The 21,374-nt window shown below is 38.9% G+C and carries 21 protein-coding genes; 11 read left to right on the top strand and 10 right to left on the bottom strand.

The window, feature by feature from the left end:
* Positions 1-3: 3 nt before the first annotated feature.
* A complete protein-coding gene (locus B7E04_RS12025) occupies positions 4-945 on the bottom strand; it encodes a FecR family protein (protein WP_228439911.1) in 942 nt (313 codons plus the stop codon).
* A gap of 241 nt (positions 946-1,186) precedes the next feature.
* Here B7E04_RS12025 and B7E04_RS12020 point away from each other — a divergent pair, with 241 nt between their 5' ends.
* Positions 1,187-1,813 carry an RNA polymerase sigma factor gene (locus tag B7E04_RS12020; RefSeq protein WP_080778878.1) on the top strand — a complete coding sequence of 209 codons (627 nt, stop codon included), beginning with the start codon at positions 1,187-1,189 and terminating at the stop codon, positions 1,811-1,813.
* 9 nt (positions 1,814-1,822) lie between these two features.
* On the opposite strand, the gene B7E04_RS12015 is transcribed toward B7E04_RS12020, so the two are convergent.
* The 3 genes from B7E04_RS12015 to B7E04_RS12005 all read right to left on the bottom strand — a co-directional run bounded on the left by B7E04_RS12015 (position 1,823) and on the right by B7E04_RS12005 (position 3,991).
* Positions 1,823-2,587 (bottom strand): hypothetical protein, encoded by a 765-nt coding sequence (locus tag B7E04_RS12015; RefSeq protein ID WP_080778877.1) that lies wholly within the window; start codon positions 2,585-2,587, stop codon positions 1,823-1,825.
* Position 2,588: 1 nt separating this feature from the next.
* On the bottom strand, positions 2,589-3,077 hold the full coding sequence (locus B7E04_RS12010) for a MarR family winged helix-turn-helix transcriptional regulator (protein ID WP_080778876.1): 489 nt from the start codon (positions 3,075-3,077) through the stop codon (positions 2,589-2,591).
* A gap of 296 nt (positions 3,078-3,373) precedes the next feature.
* On the bottom strand, positions 3,374-3,991 hold the full coding sequence (locus B7E04_RS12005) for a helix-turn-helix transcriptional regulator (RefSeq protein WP_080778875.1): 618 nt from the start codon (positions 3,989-3,991) through the stop codon (positions 3,374-3,376).
* Between the two features lie 192 nt (positions 3,992-4,183).
* Here B7E04_RS12005 and B7E04_RS12000 point away from each other — a divergent pair, with 192 nt between their 5' ends.
* The 5 genes from B7E04_RS12000 (at position 4,184) to B7E04_RS11980 (ending at position 6,862) form a co-directional block, all read left to right on the top strand.
* A complete protein-coding gene (locus B7E04_RS12000) occupies positions 4,184-4,810 on the top strand; it encodes a superoxide dismutase (protein WP_080778874.1) in 627 nt (208 codons plus the stop codon).
* Between the two features lie 22 nt (positions 4,811-4,832).
* Positions 4,833-5,333 carry a DUF2480 family protein gene (locus B7E04_RS11995; RefSeq protein WP_080778873.1) on the top strand — a complete coding sequence of 167 codons (501 nt, stop codon included), beginning with the start codon at positions 4,833-4,835 and terminating at the stop codon, positions 5,331-5,333.
* Positions 5,334-5,339: 6 nt separating this feature from the next.
* Positions 5,340-5,897: an NADPH-dependent FMN reductase gene (locus tag B7E04_RS11990; RefSeq protein WP_080778872.1), complete on the top strand. Its 558-nt coding sequence runs from the start codon at positions 5,340-5,342 to the stop codon at positions 5,895-5,897.
* 141 nt (positions 5,898-6,038) lie between these two features.
* On the top strand, positions 6,039-6,362 hold the full coding sequence (locus B7E04_RS11985; protein WP_080780670.1) for a 2Fe-2S iron-sulfur cluster-binding protein: 324 nt from the start codon (positions 6,039-6,041) through the stop codon (positions 6,360-6,362).
* Positions 6,363-6,514: 152 nt separating this feature from the next.
* The gene (locus tag B7E04_RS11980; protein WP_080778871.1) at positions 6,515-6,862 is read left to right on the top strand and encodes a 4Fe-4S dicluster domain-containing protein; all 348 of its coding nucleotides are present in this window, start codon (positions 6,515-6,517) and stop codon (positions 6,860-6,862) included.
* Positions 6,863-7,086: 224 nt separating this feature from the next.
* On the opposite strand, the gene B7E04_RS11975 is transcribed toward B7E04_RS11980, so the two are convergent.
* The gene (locus B7E04_RS11975) at positions 7,087-7,449 is read right to left on the bottom strand and encodes a hypothetical protein (RefSeq protein WP_080778870.1); all 363 of its coding nucleotides are present in this window, start codon (positions 7,447-7,449) and stop codon (positions 7,087-7,089) included.
* Positions 7,450-7,466: 17 nt separating this feature from the next.
* Positions 7,467-8,459 (bottom strand): MsnO8 family LLM class oxidoreductase, encoded by a 993-nt coding sequence (locus B7E04_RS11970; protein WP_080778869.1) that lies wholly within the window; start codon positions 8,457-8,459, stop codon positions 7,467-7,469.
* 322 nt (positions 8,460-8,781) lie between these two features.
* On the opposite strand from B7E04_RS11970, the gene B7E04_RS11965 reads away from it, so the two are divergent.
* The 3 genes from B7E04_RS11965 to B7E04_RS11955 all read left to right on the top strand — a co-directional run bounded on the left by B7E04_RS11965 (position 8,782) and on the right by B7E04_RS11955 (position 11,307).
* Positions 8,782-9,540, top strand: coding sequence for a helix-turn-helix domain-containing protein (locus B7E04_RS11965; protein ID WP_080778868.1), 759 nt, complete (start codon positions 8,782-8,784; stop codon positions 9,538-9,540).
* A gap of 24 nt (positions 9,541-9,564) precedes the next feature.
* On the top strand, positions 9,565-10,725 hold the full coding sequence (locus tag B7E04_RS11960) for an FAD-dependent oxidoreductase (protein WP_080778867.1): 1,161 nt from the start codon (positions 9,565-9,567) through the stop codon (positions 10,723-10,725).
* 78 nt (positions 10,726-10,803) lie between these two features.
* Positions 10,804-11,307: a DinB family protein gene (locus B7E04_RS11955; RefSeq protein WP_080778866.1), complete on the top strand. Its 504-nt coding sequence runs from the start codon at positions 10,804-10,806 to the stop codon at positions 11,305-11,307.
* 793 nt (positions 11,308-12,100) lie between these two features.
* Here the strand turns inward: B7E04_RS11955 and B7E04_RS11950 are convergent.
* The gene (locus B7E04_RS11950) at positions 12,101-12,868 is read right to left on the bottom strand and encodes a hypothetical protein (RefSeq protein ID WP_139785392.1); all 768 of its coding nucleotides are present in this window, start codon (positions 12,866-12,868) and stop codon (positions 12,101-12,103) included.
* A 252-nt stretch (positions 12,869-13,120) separates the two neighbouring features.
* On the opposite strand from B7E04_RS11950, the gene B7E04_RS11945 reads away from it, so the two are divergent.
* Positions 13,121-13,498, top strand: a complete 378-nt coding sequence (locus tag B7E04_RS11945) for a VOC family protein (RefSeq protein ID WP_062652356.1) — start codon at positions 13,121-13,123, stop codon at positions 13,496-13,498.
* Between the two features lie 122 nt (positions 13,499-13,620).
* On the opposite strand, the gene B7E04_RS11940 is transcribed toward B7E04_RS11945, so the two are convergent.
* From B7E04_RS11940 to B7E04_RS11930, 3 genes are all read right to left on the bottom strand, one after another.
* Entirely contained in the window at positions 13,621-16,626 is a 3,006-nt protein-coding gene (locus B7E04_RS11940) for a reprolysin-like metallopeptidase (RefSeq protein ID WP_080778865.1), read from the bottom strand.
* Between the two features lie 918 nt (positions 16,627-17,544).
* Positions 17,545-18,972: a tetratricopeptide repeat protein gene (locus tag B7E04_RS11935; protein WP_139785391.1), complete on the bottom strand. Its 1,428-nt coding sequence runs from the start codon at positions 18,970-18,972 to the stop codon at positions 17,545-17,547.
* A gap of 84 nt (positions 18,973-19,056) precedes the next feature.
* Positions 19,057-20,511, bottom strand: a complete 1,455-nt coding sequence (locus tag B7E04_RS11930) for a tetratricopeptide repeat protein (protein ID WP_080778863.1) — start codon at positions 20,509-20,511, stop codon at positions 19,057-19,059.
* A gap of 325 nt (positions 20,512-20,836) precedes the next feature.
* Between B7E04_RS11930 and B7E04_RS11925 the strand changes: the two genes are divergently transcribed.
* Entirely contained in the window at positions 20,837-21,334 is a 498-nt protein-coding gene (locus tag B7E04_RS11925; protein WP_080778862.1) for a GNAT family N-acetyltransferase, read from the top strand.
* Positions 21,335-21,374 lie beyond the last annotated feature (40 nt).

Below are 21,374 nucleotides of genomic sequence, written 5' to 3'. Positions count from 1 at the left end.
TTTTTATTTTTTTAAGGTGTAAATATGGTTTTCTTTATGTACTTCAAGTCCGAGGATAAATGCCAGCGCCTCCATATTCTCATCAGCTGTTCCACCGGTAAAATCTGCGGTGATTCTCTTTTCTGCGCTTTCTTTCGGATACATGATTTTAATTTTATAATGTTGCTGCATTATTTCCGCCACTTCTCTGAATGAAACATCACTGAAGCTTAGGGACAGCAGTTCAGTTTTTTGTCCAGTACTATTTTTTTCAGGATTAAGCGATATGACGGCTGCCGTGTGTGCTACCCCGAAATTGGTCCATTTCTGATTAGGCTTCAGGTAAGAAACCGGTGTTCCGGCATAGGAAACAGCAACTTTCCCTTCGTACAGCTGGACCGACTTGTCTTTTCCGGACTGAGAGATTTTGAACACGGTTCCAAGAACTCTGGTGCTGAAACCATCAGCATGTACTATGAAAGGGTGCTTTTTTGATTTGGCTACGGAAAATACAGCATCTCCTTTCAAATTAACAATCCTGGTGGAAGCGGGAAATGATTTATCAACCGTAAGCTCCGCACCTTTCAGTAAGGTTACCACAGAGCCATCCGCCAGATATACTTTCCGGTTTCCTGAATCAGATGTATAGGTATCCGGCTTAAAGAATGTGGTATAGGTAAGAATTCCTCCTACTGATAACAGAAGTATGATGGCTGCTGCAAAAAAATATTTTTTCAGTGGATAAACAGGAGCCTCTTTTACCGGCTTGATAAAATATAATTCCAGGGCAGATAAAACTCTTTCTCTGGATTCTTTCATATGTACCCTGTCGAGATTTTTTTCCGTGCGGATTTTCCACTGGTTTAAAATTTCATTTTCTTTTTCTGAGATTTTTTCTCCGGAGACTTCCCTTTGCCAGAGCTTAAAAACGAAAGCTGCAGTATTCTTATTTTTTTTGCTTTTCATAAAATATTTCATGTATTCACAGATACTTCTATCTATAAGACTGTGAAAATGAAAAACTTCCCCAGCGTGTTCTTAACATTGTATTCACATTAAAACCAGTTGGTTAATAATTTTAACGTATTTCAGATATTTCTCAACATTTGATTCACATTTATGGGATTTTTTTCAGAAATAATTAATCTTAGAATCCCCAAAGTTCACAAAAAGTTAATTTTCCTTTAGGTAATTTTGTACCCACGATATGAAGCTTACAGACCACACGATATTAAAGAAAATAAAATCAGGTGACCGCCCTGCATTCATGCTGTTCTACGAGCAGTATTGGGATAGTTTGTACCGTTTTGTTTTCATGAGGACCAGGGACAAGGAAATGTCTGAAGAACTGCTGCAGAACCTTTGGATAAAGGTCCTGGAAGATACGGACGCCATACAGACAGATGAATCAGGAAGTGCAAAAGGCTACCTGCTCCGGTATCTTCATTACAGGATTATTGATCATTATAACAGTTCAAAAAAGACGCCTTCTACCGTCAGTATTGATGAGTTTGACCCGGAAGGCGAGCTGGAAATATCGGATTCGGAATATTTTGAAATTCTTGAAGAAAATGAGATCTCTACCCTGCTGACTTTAATTGATGAGGTAGTTTCACAGCTTCCGTCAACGGAGCAGAGTGTGTATGATATGAGAATCAGGAGGAATATGTCTGTGCATGAAACAGCGGAAGCACTGGGCATCAGCCATAAAACGGTGAGCAATAAATTAAGTAAAGCTTTAGGGGAAATACGCGAGCAGCTGAACCCGGAATACCAGTCTTCTAAAAAACTGGTATCGATCCTGATGCTGATGGAAATTTTAACGAATTATTAGGCAGGTTCCTTATTCATATACTACATAATTCACTTTATCTACTCCTGTGTTGCCGGATTTTTCATGGTATGCATACAAAGTCAGTTCATAATTCCCTGGCGTATTGATGAGATCGCTTCCTTCAAAAAGGTTGGCAGAGACCAGTGACATCTGAACATTTCTGATAAATTTCCCGTCTTTTTTAAGAATTCCCTTCACTTCCATTTCGTCGGAATTCCAGATTCCGCCTTTATCAACGACACATCCGCACATCATGACAACATTCGCCTGAAACAGAAAAGGTTTTCCTTTGATGCTGCTCAATGCAATATATTGATGGGTTCTTGGTTTCAGAATATCGATGATAAATCCGGGTATTTCCAGAATGATTCCGTCACCCAGAATATGTTTTCCGGGAAGCAGCCATAATTCTGTGCTTACGGCGGCCTGCGCCTGTCTGTTGTTTAATGGTGAGAGCACTTCTATGCTCACGAATGTGGGCTCATCAATATCTATAGTAGCCAGAAAACCTGCTGTCTGAGGATCTGTAATGGAGGTTTCCCGTGTTCTCGTGGTTTTCATAATCAGATCTGTATTTCCGGTGCTTCCGGTAGTATTTCCCTCTGCCAATATTTGTTGATTCAATTTGTTCCGGACAATAATATGAGCGCCGCCCAGTGAACTTCCGATGAATTTGGCATCTCTCGCTTTAGCCCTGATCATAATTTTAGTTTCAGCCGCGGAAACCGTAAAGCCGGAAAAAAGCAATGCAGCCAGAAGAATAAGTGTTTTCATATTATTTATTTTTTAAGTATTGTTTTTTAAACCTGTCGTGAAAAGATTCATTTTTCAGACGGGAATCTATACTGTCCAGATACGTAAGAATTCCCAGATCATCAGAAAGTACCTGTAAGATTGCTTTTTCACAGCTGTCCCAGACCTGTTCCAGCTGGGGAAGCATTTTCAGGGCTTTTTCAGTAAGGGAAACCAGCTGTTTCCGCTTATCAATGCTGTCCTTTTTGATATGCAGATATTTTTTATCTGCCATTTTCTTTACTATGGCCACCACAGAAGGATGGGAATAGCCCAAAGGTTCAGCAATATCTACAATGGCCATTTCCGTGTTTTTCTGAAGCAACATGAATACAAGGTACCAGTTGGGCTCCACATCTATATTCTGTTCTTTGTAGAATTTCCTTACGTCATGCGACATCCGGTCGCTTATTCTCTTTAATCTGCTGTCCAGAGCTTTGTAGCCAAGCTCTTTTATGAAGTCATGATCCATTTATCAATATATTTTGAATACAAATATATAAATATAAAGCGAACTATATAGTTGGCTATATATTTTTCTTTAAACTTTTTCTTTAAAAATGAAAGAAAGAATAATAGCTTGAATTGCTTAGTGCCTGAACTGATGAAATTCCGTATCAGAATTACTTTGGAAATAATTTAGGTTTTGGTTAAAGCCGGATGAATGGATTATCTTTTGTAAGGCTTGCTAAAGCCCATACCTATTGAATTTTAGGTGATTGATTTAATCATTCAATCTATTTAATCTTTTAATCTTTTATAAAAAAATCAACTGATTTTATACACACACCTCTGCCCCCCCGAAAGAATATGATTGACCCGCTCCACCTGATGGCTTTTCCCGATCAGGTTTTGAAAATTTGAGAGTTCTGCACGGCAGAATCCCTGGCATTCTGTAGCAGCAGCGCAAATAGGACAGTGGTTTTCTATCAGGAAATAGTCTTCCCCTTCTTTTTTCCATTCTGCCATATAGCCTTCTTCAGTTCGGACTTTTACCAGAACATCCAGACGCTGTTCCAGAGATTCCGCTTTTGCCAGAGCTTTTTCATAGCGTTCGTATGTATTTTTTTCGCGGTCATTAATCAGCAGATCCAGGGCATTTTCGCCCAAAAGATTTTTAACGGAGCGAAGAATCTGTACCGTAATATCTGCATGGGAATCCGGAAACTGCGACAACCCTTTTTCGGTCAGTATATAATAGGTAGAGGGCCTTCCGACTCCTTCACTTTTCGTTATCGATTTAATGAAGCCCTCTTCAGCAAGATTCAACAGATGTTTCCGCGCTCCTTCCTTGGTAATGGCAAGTTCCCGGGAGATTAAAAGGGAGGTAGCTTCTCCTCTCATTTTTAAAAACATCAGAATGCGGTCTGTTGCAGGCTTCTTCATTTGACAATATTTTAGTTGTTTTATTTTCCTACTACAAATATAGTCATTTTCTATTATTTGCAATAGTTAGCATTAATACAATACAAATCAATTAATTACAATTAAACATCATAAAACTATAAAACAACCAATTAGTTGTTTTATTAAAATATATTGTTACCTTTGACACACATTAATCAAAAAAATAAAATAATGAACACATTCAACTTACCTCAGCTCTCATATGCCTACGATGCACTGGAACCATTCATTGACAAAGAAACTATGACCATTCATCATCAGCGTCATCATCAGGCGTATGTGGACAATCTCAATGCAGCCTTAAAAGCATCTGAAGAAACTTCCACCGATCTGGATTCCATACTGCAAAGAATCAGTGAATACAGTCCCGCTGTACGAAACAATGGCGGAGGACACTACAACCACTCTCTGTTCTGGGAAATTCTTTCTCCCCAGCCTAAATTAAACCCGGAAGGAAAACTGGCAGAAGCCATTAATTCAGGTTTTGAAAGCCTTGAAAACCTTAAAGCTGAAATGAAAAAAGCAGGACTGGGACAGTTCGGTTCCGGATGGGTGTGGCTGTTTGTAAAATTCAGCGGATCATTGGCGATTACTTCCACTCCTAATCAGGATAACCCAATGATGGATATCCAGTCTGCGAACAGAGGATTTCCTATCCTTGGAATAGATGTCTGGGAACACGCCTATTATTTAGCCTATCAGAATAAAAGAGCAGATTATCTGGATTCATTCTGGTCGGTTCTGGACTGGTCAGCGGTTGAAAGAAAATATGAAGAAGCCCTTTCAAAAATCAGATAAATTTTATTGATCAAAATGAATTATGGAACAGAAAACCTTCATCAATAAAGCTGAAGCTTCAGGAATTATCGCCTTTGATCTTTTACACTATAAACCTACAATAGAAATTGTAGAACTGGACATCAAAGACCATCTTTTTATGGGAATGATCGTAAAGGAAAAGGAGTTCAAAGAATCAATTGCTGCCGTGGACTTTTCTGTATACAACGAAAAAGCTGTAGGGATCATCTGCTCTACGGATGCCATTATTCCTCCGTGGGCTTTTATGATCTTAATGGAGAAATTATTTCCCTACGTGGTTTATGCAGATTTAAATAATGCTGAAACCATCCTGCTTGATCTCTGGAAACGCCGTCTTATGTATGCCGATATGAAATCCTATAAAAATCAGAAAGTAGTGGTCCGGGCACGGGCAGATCATGATCCCTCCCTTTATTTGCTGGCTGCCGGACTTCTGAAACCCTGGGTTAAAAGCCTGATGTACGGGGAAATCGGTATGCCGAAAGTCATTTTTAAAACTTAGAAAACTATGAAAGCAATTATATTTAACGGCTCCCTGGAAAGAAGATCTGAATCTACATCCGGCAGGATTTCTCAATATTTCATGGAGGAACTTAAGCAAATGGGGATCCAACCTGAAATTTTCACCCTTGCAGATTCCGGAATCCCTCTTTTTGATGTAACGCTTACCAAAACTCCTTTGGCTGTAGAACGTATGACCCAGCTTTTTCTGGATGCAGATATTCATTTCTGGCTTGCCCCGCTTTATCACGGCAGCATTCCCGGAGTGATGAAAAACTGCCTGGATTGGCTTGAGGTTACAGCCGGCTACTACCACCCTTATCTCACGGATAAAAAGGTGGGATTGGTCTGCTGGGCAGATGGCCTGCAGGCTGTACAGGGGATCAACGCGATGGATGTCATTGCAAAATCACTACGGGCGTGGCCGCTTCCTTTCAGTGTACCTGTGATCCGGACCGGCTTATTTGATCCTGAAGATCCGGCAAAAATATCTTCACTCTACTCAGATAAGTTTAATAAACTCATCAGTATTGCGGTCTCCAGAAAGATAGAAAAGGTAGAATAATCATAGTATTAAGACACAGCTCCCTGGCGTTCTGAGAGTACATTTAAACTTAGGGAGAGTCCCGAAGGGACGATTTAGCAAAGGACAGCATGAAATCCTGTCAAACAAACCAGAAAAACAAACCACCATAAAACAATGACAATGAAGGAGGAAATTACCATTACAGTAAAGGATCAGGATGGAAATGTTCATCATCTGATATGCCCCCTGGATATGGGCCTCAGCCTTAAAGATCTCTGTAAAGCCTATGAACTGCCTATGGAAGCTATGTGCGGCGGAATGGCCATGTGCGCAACCTGCCACTGCTATATTTTAAGTGAGAGCTCGGCCCTGCCTGAGAAAGGAGATATTGAAGAAGCGCTCTTATCCGAGCTGTTTACAACAAATTCTTCCAGCAGGCTGGCATGCCAGATTCAGCTAACCGGAGCCATGGACGGCCTTTCCATAGAAATTGCACCGAATTGATTACAAAATATAAAGACTGTTTTGGGTTTTGAGCCTATCAATTCCTGAAACCGGCTGTTTTTTTCATTTAAGTTTATGTTTAGACAGGGGATTTCTCCAGACGGTAAGCTGTCGAAAGAATCCCCTTTTTTAAAACCTTAAAATCCAACCTTATGGCAATTACAATAACGGATGCCTGTATCAACTGTGGTGCCTGTGAACCGGAATGTCCCAATTCAGCAATTTATGAAGGGGCTATCGACTGGCGATGGCAGGATAAGACCAGACTTTCAGGGAGAGTAACTTTCCCGGATGGTTCGGAAGTGGATGCAGATGCCTATCAGCAGGCTTATTCGGATGATGTTTATTATATTGTACCCGGCAAGTGTACGGAGTGTAAAGGATTCCATGAAGAGCCCCAATGCAAAACAGTCTGCCCAGTGGACTGCTGTGTAGATGATCCGGATCACCGGGAAACAGAAGAAACCCTGTTCGAAAGACAGCATTTTTTACATCATTGAAAAAATTAACCCAAAACAGGATGCAGTTGAGTCACTGCATCCTGTTTTTATTCAATACTTATTTTGATAACAATAAGTTTTTTATTTCGTTATAAATTTTCCGGGTTGCCGGAGTTTTGTCCGAATGCCAGGACAGCACCTGCCAATAATTCCAGCTCATTGTTTTCTTTTCCTGAATTCACGTCTAGCTAAGGATGTAAAAAGAGATCCAATATGTATTGGGATCAGAATTCTTCCCAGCCCTCATTTTGCGGATCATATTTAGCAAACTCTCCGGTATCGGTAAATTCAGAAGCGGTCATCCCTACCTCAAAAATAGAGCTTTCTGTAAGGCTGGCATTGAAATACAAACCGTTTGCAGTAAGCAGTGCTTTTCCGAAATCTTCATCAGGATGGTTGAAATGCATTCCTGAATTGTCCTGATGTACCAGTTCATATTTATATTTTAACAAGCGTTCCTTTAATCCGGAAATCTGTTCTTCTGTAAGTGGAACAAGGTTTTCTTCACGGTCAAAAAAGCTGTCGTCATCGGCCGCCTGTTCTTTTTCTTTAGTCTGAATACTGAAAAGCTGGATATTATAGCTCATGGAAAAGGTGTTGTTTATTAATGAGCCAATATAATACTTTTATAGGTATTTATGCGGTCCGATTCATTATACATATTACAGAGAATGAGCAGTTCATCCGTATTGTAAAGCTCAGCCTTTTCCTGCAGCCTCTGCGAAATATTATCTGGCGTATCAATGATAATGTGATCCAGGATCTTAAAAAACTCTTCTTCATCCTCATTTACCTTTATTCTCTCCTGAATAATTTCTGCCGGCAAAAGCGCTTCCGGTGCCTGAATATGCCTTGCCTGCAGAAACTGATAGGCCATTCCATAGGCATTAAGTTCGGCTGTTTCCAGAGTTTCCGCCACTGATACAGCAACTGCCAGCTGTAATGAAGGAACGGGGCTGTATCGGGTTTTGTCAAATTCATTTAGGTAGGTTTCGGTCCTTTCTTTACCCTGTTCGTTTCTCATGAAATCCGCATAGGAATATCCCACACCATGCCTGGCCGCTTCTTTTGCAGACTGAACTCCCGAACCCAACCAAAGTATTTCCGGGAAATGATCTAGAGTTACAGGCTGAGCAATGAGATCTTCATAAATACCCTTTTCTTCTTTTATATATTGAATGATCTCTTCAAGTTTGGCTTCCTGACTGGATAAAATAACGGGCCGGTGGTTATTCAGTGCGGATACAGCATCTTTTAATCCGCCTGGTGCTTTTCCCAATCCCAGAATAAAACGTTCAGGATAAAGGCTTCCCAGCATTTTTGTCCATTCTGCGATTTTGTAGGCCGAATAATTCTTCATCATAATCCCTCCGGTTCCAACTTTGATGCGGCTGGTCTTACTTAGCACCACAGCTGCAAGAATTTCAGGGCTTGAACTTCCATAGGCCTCCACTCCATGGTGCTCGGAATAAACTACGCTGTGAAAACCTACTTCATCAGCAAACACCGCAAGATCGATACTGTTCTTCAACGCCTGTAATGAGGTTCCTCCCTTAATGGTTGGTGACTGATCCAGAATTCCCAATTTTAATTTCATAGCCGCTGCTCACTTCTTATGGTAAAGCTAAAATAATTTCCAGTGTAAATATTTATAATCCGATTGAAATATTGATTTATTATCTTACTTTATTTCTTTTGGGATGGGTTAATTCCGCTGACTTAAGATTAAAATCATAGAGAAGCCCAGGATTTGAATCTAAATTATAAGTTATTTACAAATTTTCCAAGAATTGAATTTAAATTATTCACAAAATAAAGATATACGTGAAATTCGATTAAAACTAATCACTTTTTCATCCTTGCATCCGGTTCTGATTTTTTGTAATTTAATTTTTTGAAATAAAGCTTCTGACTGCATCATGAACGACGAATTCTATTGTACATTTATTAAACCCAATCCGCTGCTGAATAGTTTTGTAGAAAATATCGGCATGTTTCACAATCCTACAGATGAACCTAAAGAAGTGGTCATCATGCCGGACGGAAGGGTTGATCTGTTTTTTATGCGGTCCGGTTCGGAAGATTCTTTCAGCGTTTTTCTCATTGGACTGGAAACGTCACCTGAACAGAGAAATATTCCACCCCAGACTATTGCTTTTGCCGTAAGCTTCAGACCGCTTGCTGTTGAATATATTCTACACACTTCTATTGCAGACCTCCTCAATAGCGGTAAAAATCTTCCTGATGATTTCTGGAATATTACCCCTGATGATCTTGAAAACCTGAAAACATTTCAACAAAAAGTTTCCGAAAAGATCGCTGAACTTCTGCCTGAAAAAACTGATGAAAGAAAGTTGAAGCTTTTCGATCTGATCTACTCGTCAAACGGTGAGATGAGCGTGAAGGAACTTTCAGAAAAAACAGGCTGGAGCAGCAGACAAATTAACCGCTACTTCAATCAGCGTCTGGGACTTTCTTTAAAAGCCTATTGTACCATTTTACGTTTCCGGGCCTCTCTGGAACATATTGCAGAAGGTAAATTGTTTCCTGAACTTAATTTTGCAGACCAGACCCATTTCATTAAAGAGATCAGAAAATTTTCCGGGGTTGCCCCAAAAGAATTATCTCAAAATAAAAATGACCGATTTATACTATTATCCGTGCTGAAGCAGAAATAACTTTGCCTCAGTAAATACAATACAATGTTAACAGATAATAAATCAATTGCCATAGTTGGCGGCGGTCCCGGGGGATTGATGCTTGCCAGACTTTTACAGCTTAAAAACGCCGATGTAAAAGTTTATGAAAGAGATCTTAACCAATACGCCAGGGTGCAGGGTTCTCCCCTTGATATGCATGAAGGTTCCGGACTGGATGCCATCCGTGAAGCGGATCTTATGACAGAGTTCAGAGTACAGTATCGCCCGGGAGCGGATAAAATGCTGATCGTGAATGAACATGCAGAAATACTATTTACCGATCACGAAACAAAACCTGACGAAGATTTCGGTAATGAATACTTCCGCCCGGAAATAGACCGCGGCCCGCTCAGGAATATGCTCCTTGATTCTTTACGACCCGAAACGGTAGTATGGGACAGTCACTTTATTTCAATGCAACCTCAAAATCAAGGGTGGCTGCTGAATTTTAAAAACGGGACTTCCGTTTATGCAGATATTGTGATTGCGGCTGATGGGGCCAATTCTAAAATCAGGCCATACCTTACGGATATCAAACCCATCTACTCGGGAATTTTAATGCTTGAAGGCAATGTATACGATGCCGGAAACAATGCTCCTCATATTAAGAAACTGATAAAAGACGGGAAAATCATGGCTTTCGGGAACAGCAAAAATCTTCTTTTAGGTCAAAAAGGAGGCGGCGACCTGGGCTTCTATGCAAGCTTCAGAACGGATGAAAACTGGGCAGCAGAAAGCGGTCTTGATTTCTCAGATTCCACCAGGATGACCGAATGGTTTAAAACAGAATATTCGGAATGGAATCCTGTATGGTCTGAACTGTTTGAAAATGCTGCAGTTCCTTTCATTCCACGACCGATCTATTCTATGCCTTTAGATCAGACCTGGGAAACGAAACCTAATCTCACCTTGCTTGGAGATGCAGCCCATGTAATGCCTCCTTTTGCCGGGGAAGGCGCCAATATGGCCCTGCTTGATGCGCTGGAACTTAGTAAATGTCTTACCTCTAATCAATTCAGCAGTTTACATGAAGCGATCCGTCATTATGAAACTGAAATGCGGAAAAGAGCAGCCGAAGCTACAAAGGAATCGCTGGAAAACGGGGAAAGGATGCATTCTGAAACGGCACTGGAAAATATGCTGGAGTTTTTCAGCAGCCACTAGAATTTAACAGAAAATAATGCCTGAATTCTTTGTCTGTCCAGGTATTTTCGATAATTTTCCTCTTTAAAAACTGATCGTATGGAAATAACATCTGCGGCCTCATTTATTGATTATTATGAAAAAATACGGGCAAGAACACTGCGGCTTCTTGAAGTAGTTCCGGCTGAGCATCTTGACTTCTCTTATAAACCCGGAAAATTCACCATCGGTGATCAGATCAGACATATTGCTGCAATAGAAAGGTATATGTACGGAGAAACCATTTCGGGAAGAAAAAGTGCATATCAGGGCTGTGGAAAAGAGCTGGCAGACGGCTATGAGAATGTGATGGCCTTCTTTAATGAAATGCACAGGCAAACAATTGAGATTATCCGCGGACTATCCGATGAAGACCTCAAAGGCAAGTGCCTGACTCCTCCCGGCCATGAAATTACTGTTTGGAAATGGCTCCGAGCGATGACAGAACATGAGATCCACCACAGAGCCGAATTATATATTTACCTGAATCTTTTAGATGTGAAAACTCCGCAGATCTATGGCTTTTCCGCAGAGGAAGTTCAGGGTATGAGTGTACGGCTTTAGAAAGTGAATGGCCAGTTGTGAATTTTACTTGTAAGTGAATTTCTTAAAGTGTGAAACTTAATTTGATCGTACACAATCAGAAAATCTGTGGTTAAAAAAAATATTTGAAAATTCTTTTGTCCTGAAATCAAAGATTCGACGTAATCAAACAAAAATTATTTATTAGAAAAATATCACGCAGATTTTGCAGATAAAGCAGATTTTTTTGCAAAAAATTGATTTTTTACAACCGCATGAAACCGACATAGGAAAATGGAGCGTTAAGAAAATAGATCCTGTGAACGTTAAGAAAATTCTACTGCCCGAAGCGCGAAACTGATATTGAACCGAAGAACAAATAGAGAATCCGCGCAAGTTTTAGAATTTTTAGAGAACAGGATTTATTTTTAGCGGAAGTTTCCCAGTCTTGAATTTTTGATTCTTTTGTTTCAAGACAAAAGAATAAGTAAAAACATCGCGCATATTTTGTAAATAAAGCAGATTTTTTTCACCACATATCTACACGGATTTCCGCAGATCTTTTTAACTATAAATTACCATGAGTTACCCATTGGTCTAAGGATTATTTATTTTAAACTCCGTTTGGAGTTACAAGTGAGAATCAGTTCACAAGTACAATAAGTTTTATAACGAAGGTTAATATTAATGTATATTTCAAGATAGCAAAGAGGGAATCAATTTTCAATTGGTTCGATTAAGCAGGCTTAATCTCTTTGTTTTCAATTTTAAAATCTGCATAATCAGCCTGATCTGCGGGAATCTTATAATCATCTTTTTAATCTCATAAATCAGATTAGTCTTCCAAAAAATCCAGCTCGTCAAAATCTTTGATCTCTGAAAGGGTCATCAGCTTTGTAGGTTTCTCTTTTTTCCAGGTATCTTCATATACTTCATCACCGCCTTCTGCCCCTTCATTAACGTTTGTCCTGTCAAGCCGTTTTCCTGTTAAAAAATTGATACTGGTGGCGCTGTTTACCCTTGGACCTGAATTTGAACTGCCATCATAGCCTATCAGCTCAAAATCTGAATTTCCATACCTGAAAGTGTAGGTCCAGTAGCCATATCTGCCATGGGCATAATGAATATAGAGCTTTTCTTTCTCAGCATAAACATCCAGTTCCGGGGCATAGTAGACCCCTCCTTCTTCGTTTTCTGAAGAGAAACAGCTGTAGTTTTTGGAGGCAAGTTCATAGCCGTCGTTTTTCTTAAATAAAATAATGAGGCCGCGGCGGTTCATATCCAGCTTTCCGCGATGTTCATCGGTCACGATATTCGCCGGATCTACTTTTTTGATGATGAGCATACAGTCTTCTGTGCCGTCTTTGTTCAGATTTCCAAACTTTTTCTCAAAAATAGTATAGCCTTCCGGAACAAAATCTGTTACGTCTTTTTTAGTTTCAATAAAGTTTCCGGCGGACTCAGGCACGTTTACGGCAGTCGTTGGTGAGATATTTTTCTGTACAGGTTCCTGTTTTTTTTCTTCTTTTGAACAGCTTCCGGCCAAAAAGACGGACAGAAATATTCCCATGCAACCGAAAAGGGTTAGTATATTTTTTTTCATAAATGATCTGGTTAGGTCCAAATGTAAGCATTTCAGGAAATTACCCCCAAATACTTTTTTCATCTATCTGAACAGGATCTTTTACAACCCTGTAAATCAATAGCTTTTCAATTTGTATTATGGTATACAGGTCATTAATAATTTAAAATCAAAAGAAGAGTCTGATGAAAAAGTTTTACATATATTTGAAAACAGTAGGAAATAAAAATCAAATTTCCATTATCCTATATTCTAACGATTAAAAAAATAGACATGAAAAAAGTAACAGGAATCGGAGGTATCCTTTTCAAATCAAAAGATCCGGGCGCTATGAATGAATGGTATAAAACCCATCTGGGCCTTGAAACAAGCCCTTACGGCACCAGCTTTGAATGGCGTGAAAGTGAAGATCCTTCTAAAAAAGGACTGACCCAGTGGGCCCCTTTTTCCGAGACCACAAAATACTTCGAACCTTCTGAGAAGGATTTTATGATCAACTACAGGGTAGATAATCTGGAAGCACTTGTAGAAGAACTGAAAAAGGAAAATGTAACGATTGTAGACAGCATTGAAACGTATGATTACGGGAAATTCATTCACATTCTTGATCTTGAAGGAAACAAAATCCAACTTTGGGAACCGATTGATTAAGAACGTATAAAAATAGAAAGAGTCCGGAATACCGGACTCTTTCGTTACAAAAGGTACCATGAAATTTCGCTTTTATTCAGGACAGACCAATCACCTGCCTTTCATTAATAAGCATCTCACTTTTATTTTTTGATCAGCTTGGTGCTGAACGTATCGGTCTCACTTGTTACTGAGATCACATACACTCCTTTTACCAATGCTGCTACATTTATTCTTTGCCCATCCAGTTTTCCTTCCTGAGCCAGCCTTCCATCTGCACTGTAGATTTTGTAATCTGCTTTTCCTTTGATGTTCTTCACTTCTACATAGGTATCAGCAGGATTCGGATAAATGGAGAGTTCTGATTTTGTATTGTTCACTTCGTTTACAGCCAATGCACTTGTGATTCTTACAGGAAGATCCATAATGCCGCCTCCTGCAATTGAACCACAAATATTAGCTAATGCTCCGGTTCCATTTTTGACAACGATTCTCATTCGCAGCAGTTTATCTCCTGCATAGGCTGTAGCGGGTACCGTAAAGGGAATGTTTAACCCGGTGATAACGGAAGGACCATTTTGAAATCCACCTGCTACCTGCCCTACTTTTTCTGAAGTTTCAAATACTCCGTTTCTGTTATAATCAATCCATACAGATGCATTAACAGACCTTCCTCCATATCCCGGAGATGAAAGAATACTTGTTTCCGCGGTGTATGCTGTACCTTTAGTCAGATTGATCGTTTTGGTAAGATCTGTACTCAGATCTTTATAAGACCTGAACGTAGCATCCTGATAATCAACATTAGCAACTTTAATACTTCTTACCGCTGCATAATCTGATTTTCCTGAATTCAGTATGCAATAATCTACTCCAGTCAATAAGCCTTTGGTTTTGAAGGCATAATCTGCTGAGAAATCTCCGGTTACGCTATTTACTACAGCTGCTACCCTTACTTCATAATTCTTCTCATCTTCAAGATTGGTCAGTACGATAGAATTTGTAGGGCTTGAAACATTTTGCCAGTTCGTTTCACCTTGTTTTCTGTAATTTACTGAATAGGTATTTGCTCCTGGTACACTGTTCCAAGATATTCTGGCAGTTGTTTTGAAAATTTCCTTATCGATGGAAGAAACTCCTGTAGGTGCTCCTGCAGAAGTTGGAGCTGTTCCTACTGTTATGGCGGGTGACACTGCATAAAACACATTTCCTAATGCAGATATTCTAAGCTTAACGGCACCGGTAAGACTTGCAGGCATCTGAACTGCATAACTTCCTGTATTAGGTACAGAAGCTGCAAGATCTGTCCATGTTGTTCCGTTGTCAGCTGTATAATCAATTTTTACATTGGTTACATTATATGGGGCTGCATTGGTATTGGCAGGATCCCAGCTGATGGTGTTGGATGCATTATTATACAAAACGGTTGCAGTTGTAAGTCCATTAAATTTGAATGGCCCATCGTTTCCTACAGTAAGTGCAATTTCCGCCGAAGAGTGCATGGGACGCTGCGCATTCTCATCCCTTACGGTTAGTGCGTAATTGAGTGCTCTAGGAATATAAGAAACAGTTTCCCAGTCTTGTTTGTTCGTCAGAGAACCGTTCATTACTGTTTCCATTTTAGGGAAATATCTTCTTCCTGCGGCTGTGCCTGTAAAAGATCTGGCTAAAGCCCCTTGGGTATTGTAGCCCCAGCCACTGTCTCCGGAAATCGTTGCCTGCGTGTTTACAGAATTATTCTGCTCCCATGTGTATTTTACAGCATCTCCTTCGGCATCCACTGCTGTTGCATCCAGGTAATAAGCTGTTCCTTTCGGAATTGTATAAGCAGTAAGCGGAGAAATAACCGGTGCTGTATTGTTGGTAATATCTACGGCAACTCCGCACCCTGCTTTCCCTTCCATATTGGTCATGATCTGGTCAATACTTTTGTAATGGAAATAAGGGTTACTTACCATCTGTACATTATCGTGGGTAATTCCTGCGTAAGCCATGATCGTAGTTCCTCCGCCCGGCTCAACATTTGCCATGCTGTTTTCAGAATTATGTGAAAAGGTATGGTTTCCACCAAACTGATGTCCCATTTCATGAGCAACATAATCTATATCGAATGAATCTCCCTGTGGCACATCGTCTGCAGGAGAAGTAAATCCCGCGCCTTTGTAATTGGAAGGAATTCCGTCACCGTCCAGCGCAGTATCGTCACTGCACACACATCCTATGCATCCTGCCATACCGCCTCCTCCTGAAGCTCCGAACAAGTGGCCGATGTCAAATAATCCACTTCCCACATTGGTGCTTAAATTAGTTGCCAGTTCACTACTCCACAAGTAATCATCTACACCCGGCCCGGAATCTGAATAGGGATCAGTAGCAGCATTGGTATAAATGATTGCCGGTAAGTCCTGAACGGTTAAATGAATTCCAAAATCTTTTTCATAGATTCCATTCACACGGCTCATGGTATTATTTATGGCAGTAAGTGCCCCGGCCGGTGTGCCTCCGTGAAACTGTGTATATTCACCTGTTACGGATATGGCCAATCTGTATGTTCTGTATTTTGTACTGGCAGGTCTGCTGGTAATACCTACATTAGAAAGATTTTTTTTTCCGTTCTCTTCCAGAAGTTTTATGTCTTTTAAATCTCTTTCCCCTGTACCACATTCAAAACCATGCTCCCCGACGGTTTTTTTTGTTTTATAGAAAACCCCATAAGTCTTTTTATCTGCAGAGATAGGCTCTATAAACTGAAATACGCCATCTTTAATAATCATAGACTGCATATCTGTAGGAGAAGTACTGAACCTTACATATTTGGAAGGATCATCTATTCCTGCACCTACATAGGAACCCAGCTGATATCTGTCTGCCAGAGATTTTTCCATGACAGGATTACTGTAGACTGCAAATTTTTCAATTTTCCCTTCGGCAGTCGGTAAGGAAATAATTACAGGCTTTGCTCCTTTTCCGGTTTCTACCGCGTCTTTCAGAAGATTTCTAAGCGATGTAATATCCACATTGTATGCCTGCTTAATCTCCACATTCTTTCTGATTTCAGAAGTTCTCTGTCTGGCCGGCTCCCAGCGCTGACCGTAAACAGATGTAAATCCTGCGGCCAAAACGCCCACTAATAAAATTCTTTTTTTCATAAAACAGATAGTATATTATAGTTCGTTCAACTTATTTAGTGTAACTTAAGAAACGGGAACTTTTTATCAATTCACATGAAATTCAGCACAACACAAATAAAAATTCATCATTCTACTGTTTTGTTTATCATGAATGCATTAAAAATACAGATCCGCTTACAAAGACAAAACTATTATTACTCTATTAAAAGTCATATAAAACCACATACTACTCAGATACTTCAATGCTTTAATGATTTAAAAATCAACAAATTAAAAACAGAACCAATGTGAATTCATTTAACATAATTCCCATTTACAGTGATATTTTTTATACTCATTTAATGCTCACTTTCAAGATTATTCGAGGATTTAACATGTCCTTTATTCGGGGTACTAAAAAGCCACCCGGCAATACCGGGCAGCTCAATCTAATTTTTTTACTCACGACGATCATTTGAACAAATCATCCACTTCAAAATTCTGAAATCTAAAAATTGCAGCCAAAAAGTAACATGCTACTTGTGTACTACCTAAAGAATATTTTTTTCAATGTTAAAAAAATGGAAAGACTGATTACCTGAGTCTGTTTAATTTTCTAAATAGAAGCTGGAACTGCAGTAATCCGCACACAAATCAATAATATATCTCTAAAATTCAATAAGATAAGCTGATTTTGTTCACACGTAAAAATTAACTACAAACTAACAAAAAGTTTAAAAAAATCATAGTGTAGTACGTGTGTAGTATAATATTTTTTCGTGTTTTGTAATAAAAAACGCAAATTTGAAACTACAAACATCAAGTGATGAAATAGGTTTTCAGTATTGATGAAAAAAAATATTTCGAGAGCTGTCTGGTATAATCAGGCAGTTTTTTTTATTTCCGGAAACGATTACAGAGAAGCAGGTGAAAAATAAAAACGGAGCATGCTGCCGGTCAGGTAAAATTGTCAAAAAACTGATAGATATCTGTTTCTGTAGGGATGTTCAGTTTTTTTCTCAATCTGTATTTTTTCTGCTGGACAGATCTGGGCTGTACAAAAGTATAACCGGCGATTTCTTTGGATGTAAAATGAAGTTTTAGCATCGCACAAAAAACCAGGTCAGTGTTTTCAAGATCAGGATTAATCTCCAGAACCTTCTCAATGAAACCCGGATAGGCTTTTTTAAAGATCTGCAAAAAGGAAGGATCATTCTTTTTTGCCAGCTCTATCACCTTTTCCTGGCTGGTGTCATGGATCTGGTTTTTCAGTTTCTCGGCCTCATCTCTAAGAAGTTTCTTTTTCTGTTTAAGGCGTGTACTGATATTCCATACATAAATCCCCAGTAGAAAAAGAAGCACTACCGCAGCACTGCACAATAACAAAACCTTATTCCTGTGGCTTCTGGAATCTTTTTCCACATCTGAAATAAATTTCTCCACGTCGTTATTAATCGCTTTGAAAAGTGCCGTATCAGATTTGTTCTTTTCATACGTATACGCCTGCAGATAGAAAAGTGCTTTTTCCTTATTTCCCATCTGTTCGTAGAGGGATTTGAGATCGGTGTAAATATATTTGGTATACTGGGCAAAGATAAATTTTGTTTTATCATTGATTTCCAACGCTTTATTAAAGTATTTTTCAGCCTCGGGATATTGATGGTTGATCATATAATATTCTCCCAAAACAGTATTGGCATTTAAGGCCACTCCGTCTATCCTTCCTTCCCTGTTCGATTTCTCTGCAATCCGGGAGAGATAGATGCGGGCAGAATCCATTTCTTTCAATCCATACAGGTATACGTCTCCTATAGCACAATCTATCCGTCCTGTGCTATCCAGTTTTCCTGCCATCCGAAAATATTCAATAGCAGGAAAATATTCTTTTTTCCAATAAAGATAATCTGCACGTCTGTAATAAATTCTAAAGAGTATATCATTCCGAAACTGAGATTCCGGCACACTTTTTATGTATTCCAACCCCAAACGGTTATATTGGAAGGCCTGGTCACGGCGCCTAAGGACAAATTGAAAATAGCCGTAGTCTGCACAAAATTTAGCCCTGTGAGCGTTACTTTTTGAATTTTGAAGAATCTTATCGGCCTTATTAAAAAGAACCTGTGCCTTCGGGTAGTTTTCCAGCGAAACATAAATATTAGCTAAATTAATATAACACAGCGCTTTACCTTCATCATAGTCTAACTTATCCGCTTTTTGATAATAGTTTTTATTAAGCCGTATAAGCGCGTCATAATTACCGGAAAGACGCAGCTTTTCATTTTGCGTAAGCAGTGGACTATCAAAATCCTTTTCATACTGATTATGAAAATCCTTACTGCAAGAGGTCAAAAAAAAGAGCAAAGCAAAAATAAAACAGCGTATCATGTCCGTTTCTAATATTAATTATAAGTGTTTCTGAATACCGGTAGAGCTTTCAAAATCTATTCCTAAAACGTAAAATTTACTCTTTCAATTTTGTTCGTCGGTAAGTTTTCCTAAATTATCGAGAAATTCATAAATATCCTGATCTCCTTCCAGCTGAAGTTTTTTCCTCAGTCTGTATTTTTTCTGCTGGATAGATTTGTGCTGTACAAAAGTATAATCTGCAATTTCCTTGGAGGTAAAATGCAGTTTCAGCAATGCACAGAAGGCCAGCTCGGAATTTTCAAAATCCGGATTGATGGCCAGCAGCCTGCTGATAAAACCTGGATAGAGTTCTTTAAATTTCATCAGGAATGAGGAATCATTGTTTCTGGCCAATTCAATAACTTCCTGAAGCTTCTTTTCGTGCACCTGACTCTTAAGGGTTTCTGTTTCAGTTTTTAAACTTATTTTCTTAAGTTGCTGATGTTTTATATTCTTCCAGATCAATACCCCGGATACTGCAAAGATAATTACGGATAAAATGATGATAGTCCACAGCTCATTTTCACGTTTTCCATGTTCTTTTTTAGATTCCAGGATAAAATCATCTGTTGTCTTGTTAATCGCTGAAAAACGCGCTTCATTCAGCCGGCTGTCTTCTTCAAGGTATTTTTTCAGGTAGAAATAGGCTTTTTCCTTGTTGTTTTTCTTTTTATAAACATCTGCCAGGGCATTATAGACCTCTTTTATATGAAATGAATAAACAGACCGTGTCTTCGCACTCATTTCCAACACTTTATTCAGCATTTTCTCAGCTTTATCGTATTGGTTGATCTGATTGTAATAATACCCAATCGTATAGTATACCCACTGCTTTTCAATATCAGTTGTCGTTTGGTTAATCATTCTTTCTGCACGTAAGGCATACTCACCCGCTGAATCCAGTTTTTGGGTGTAGAGATAATATTGAGCAACCATACAATTGGAGTATGCCGAATTTTCCAGTTGATTCCCCTTCTGAAAACATTTCAAAGAGGTCCCCAACCATCCTTTCCACGCGAAGTAGGTTCCCCTGTTAATATAAACTCTGGGTAAAAGTTCTTTTTTAAGTTTTAAACCGGGTGTTTTTTTCAAAGAATACAGTGCAGAATCGCTGTAGGCAATGGCTTTATCGTATTGTTTAAGGTGTGAATAATAATCTGCATAGCCGTCATAAAATTTTGCATGGTGAAAATTGTTCTCCCTCTTCTTAAGATGTTCTCCAGCTTTGTTTAAAAGACTTTGTGCTCTTTTATAGTTTCCTTCCGTAGAATTGGCATTCGCAACATTGAGAAAACACAAGCCTTTACCTCCTTCGTAATCTAATTTTCCCGCTTTTTTAAAGTATTCTCCGTTAAGCTTAACAAGAGCTTCAAAATCACCTGACGAATTCATCACATGATTCTTTTTCAGTAGAGGCACATCAAAATCTTCAGTATGTTCATAAGGAGAAGTCCGGCTGCATGAAATAACAAGAAATAATATAATCACCCGTATTGTACGGATTACCAACTTTTTCATAATAAGATGCTGTTCATATATATTTGTCAGTTATTTTACCGGTATATTATTCTTTTGGAGGGTACAAAATTCAACCAGGCCAACAGGTAAATATTGAATATATTTTACAAATTTGCTAATTTTTCGTTATAAATATACACAAATTTACGCTTTAAAATGAATAAATAATATAAAAACAAAAAGATAATTAGAAAGATTCTTATTAATTTTCTTAATTAAAAAAGTAAATAATTTGTCTTTTATTAAAAGGAATAATTTTATTTAAAAAATATTTTCACATATTTAGGACATGCAACGAAAAATAAAAATAATAAATTCCATTTAAATGAATATCAGTTACCGCATACTTTTACCGCATGAGAGTAAAAACTACAGAATGATCCGGCTGGAAAGTCTTGAAAAATTTCCTGAAGCCTTTGGTGCCAGTTATCAGGAATCTCTGAGAATTGAAAAATTCAGGCTGGAAACTGATATTGAAAATCAAACCTATGACAGATTTGTTATGGGAGCCTTTGCCGATACCGATCTCGTAGGAATCTGCAGCTTTGTAAAGGATGACAATACACACGGAAATATTTACCAGATGTATATCAAAAGGGAATTTCAAGGCAGGAATATGGGGTTTGATCTGATCCGGGCTGCTATTCGTGAAGCACATAAAAGATTCAACGGAACCGGTATTTTCCTTGAGGTGGCACACAAAAATGAAAAGGCCTATCAACTGTACAAGAAAATCGGATTTACTGAGGTAGAGAAGAATTTGGAAAAACAGAAAATCGAAGGCAATATAAAAATGTATATGAATGCGAATGAGCTTCTTTAGCAAAATCTACAGGCTGTAAAAAAGCCGCGCCGGATCTTCG

This window comes from Chryseobacterium phocaeense, assembly GCF_900169075.1.
Lineage (GTDB): Bacteria > Bacteroidota > Bacteroidia > Flavobacteriales > Weeksellaceae > Chryseobacterium > Chryseobacterium phocaeense.
This window is presented reverse-complemented; position numbering and strand designations above follow the sequence as displayed.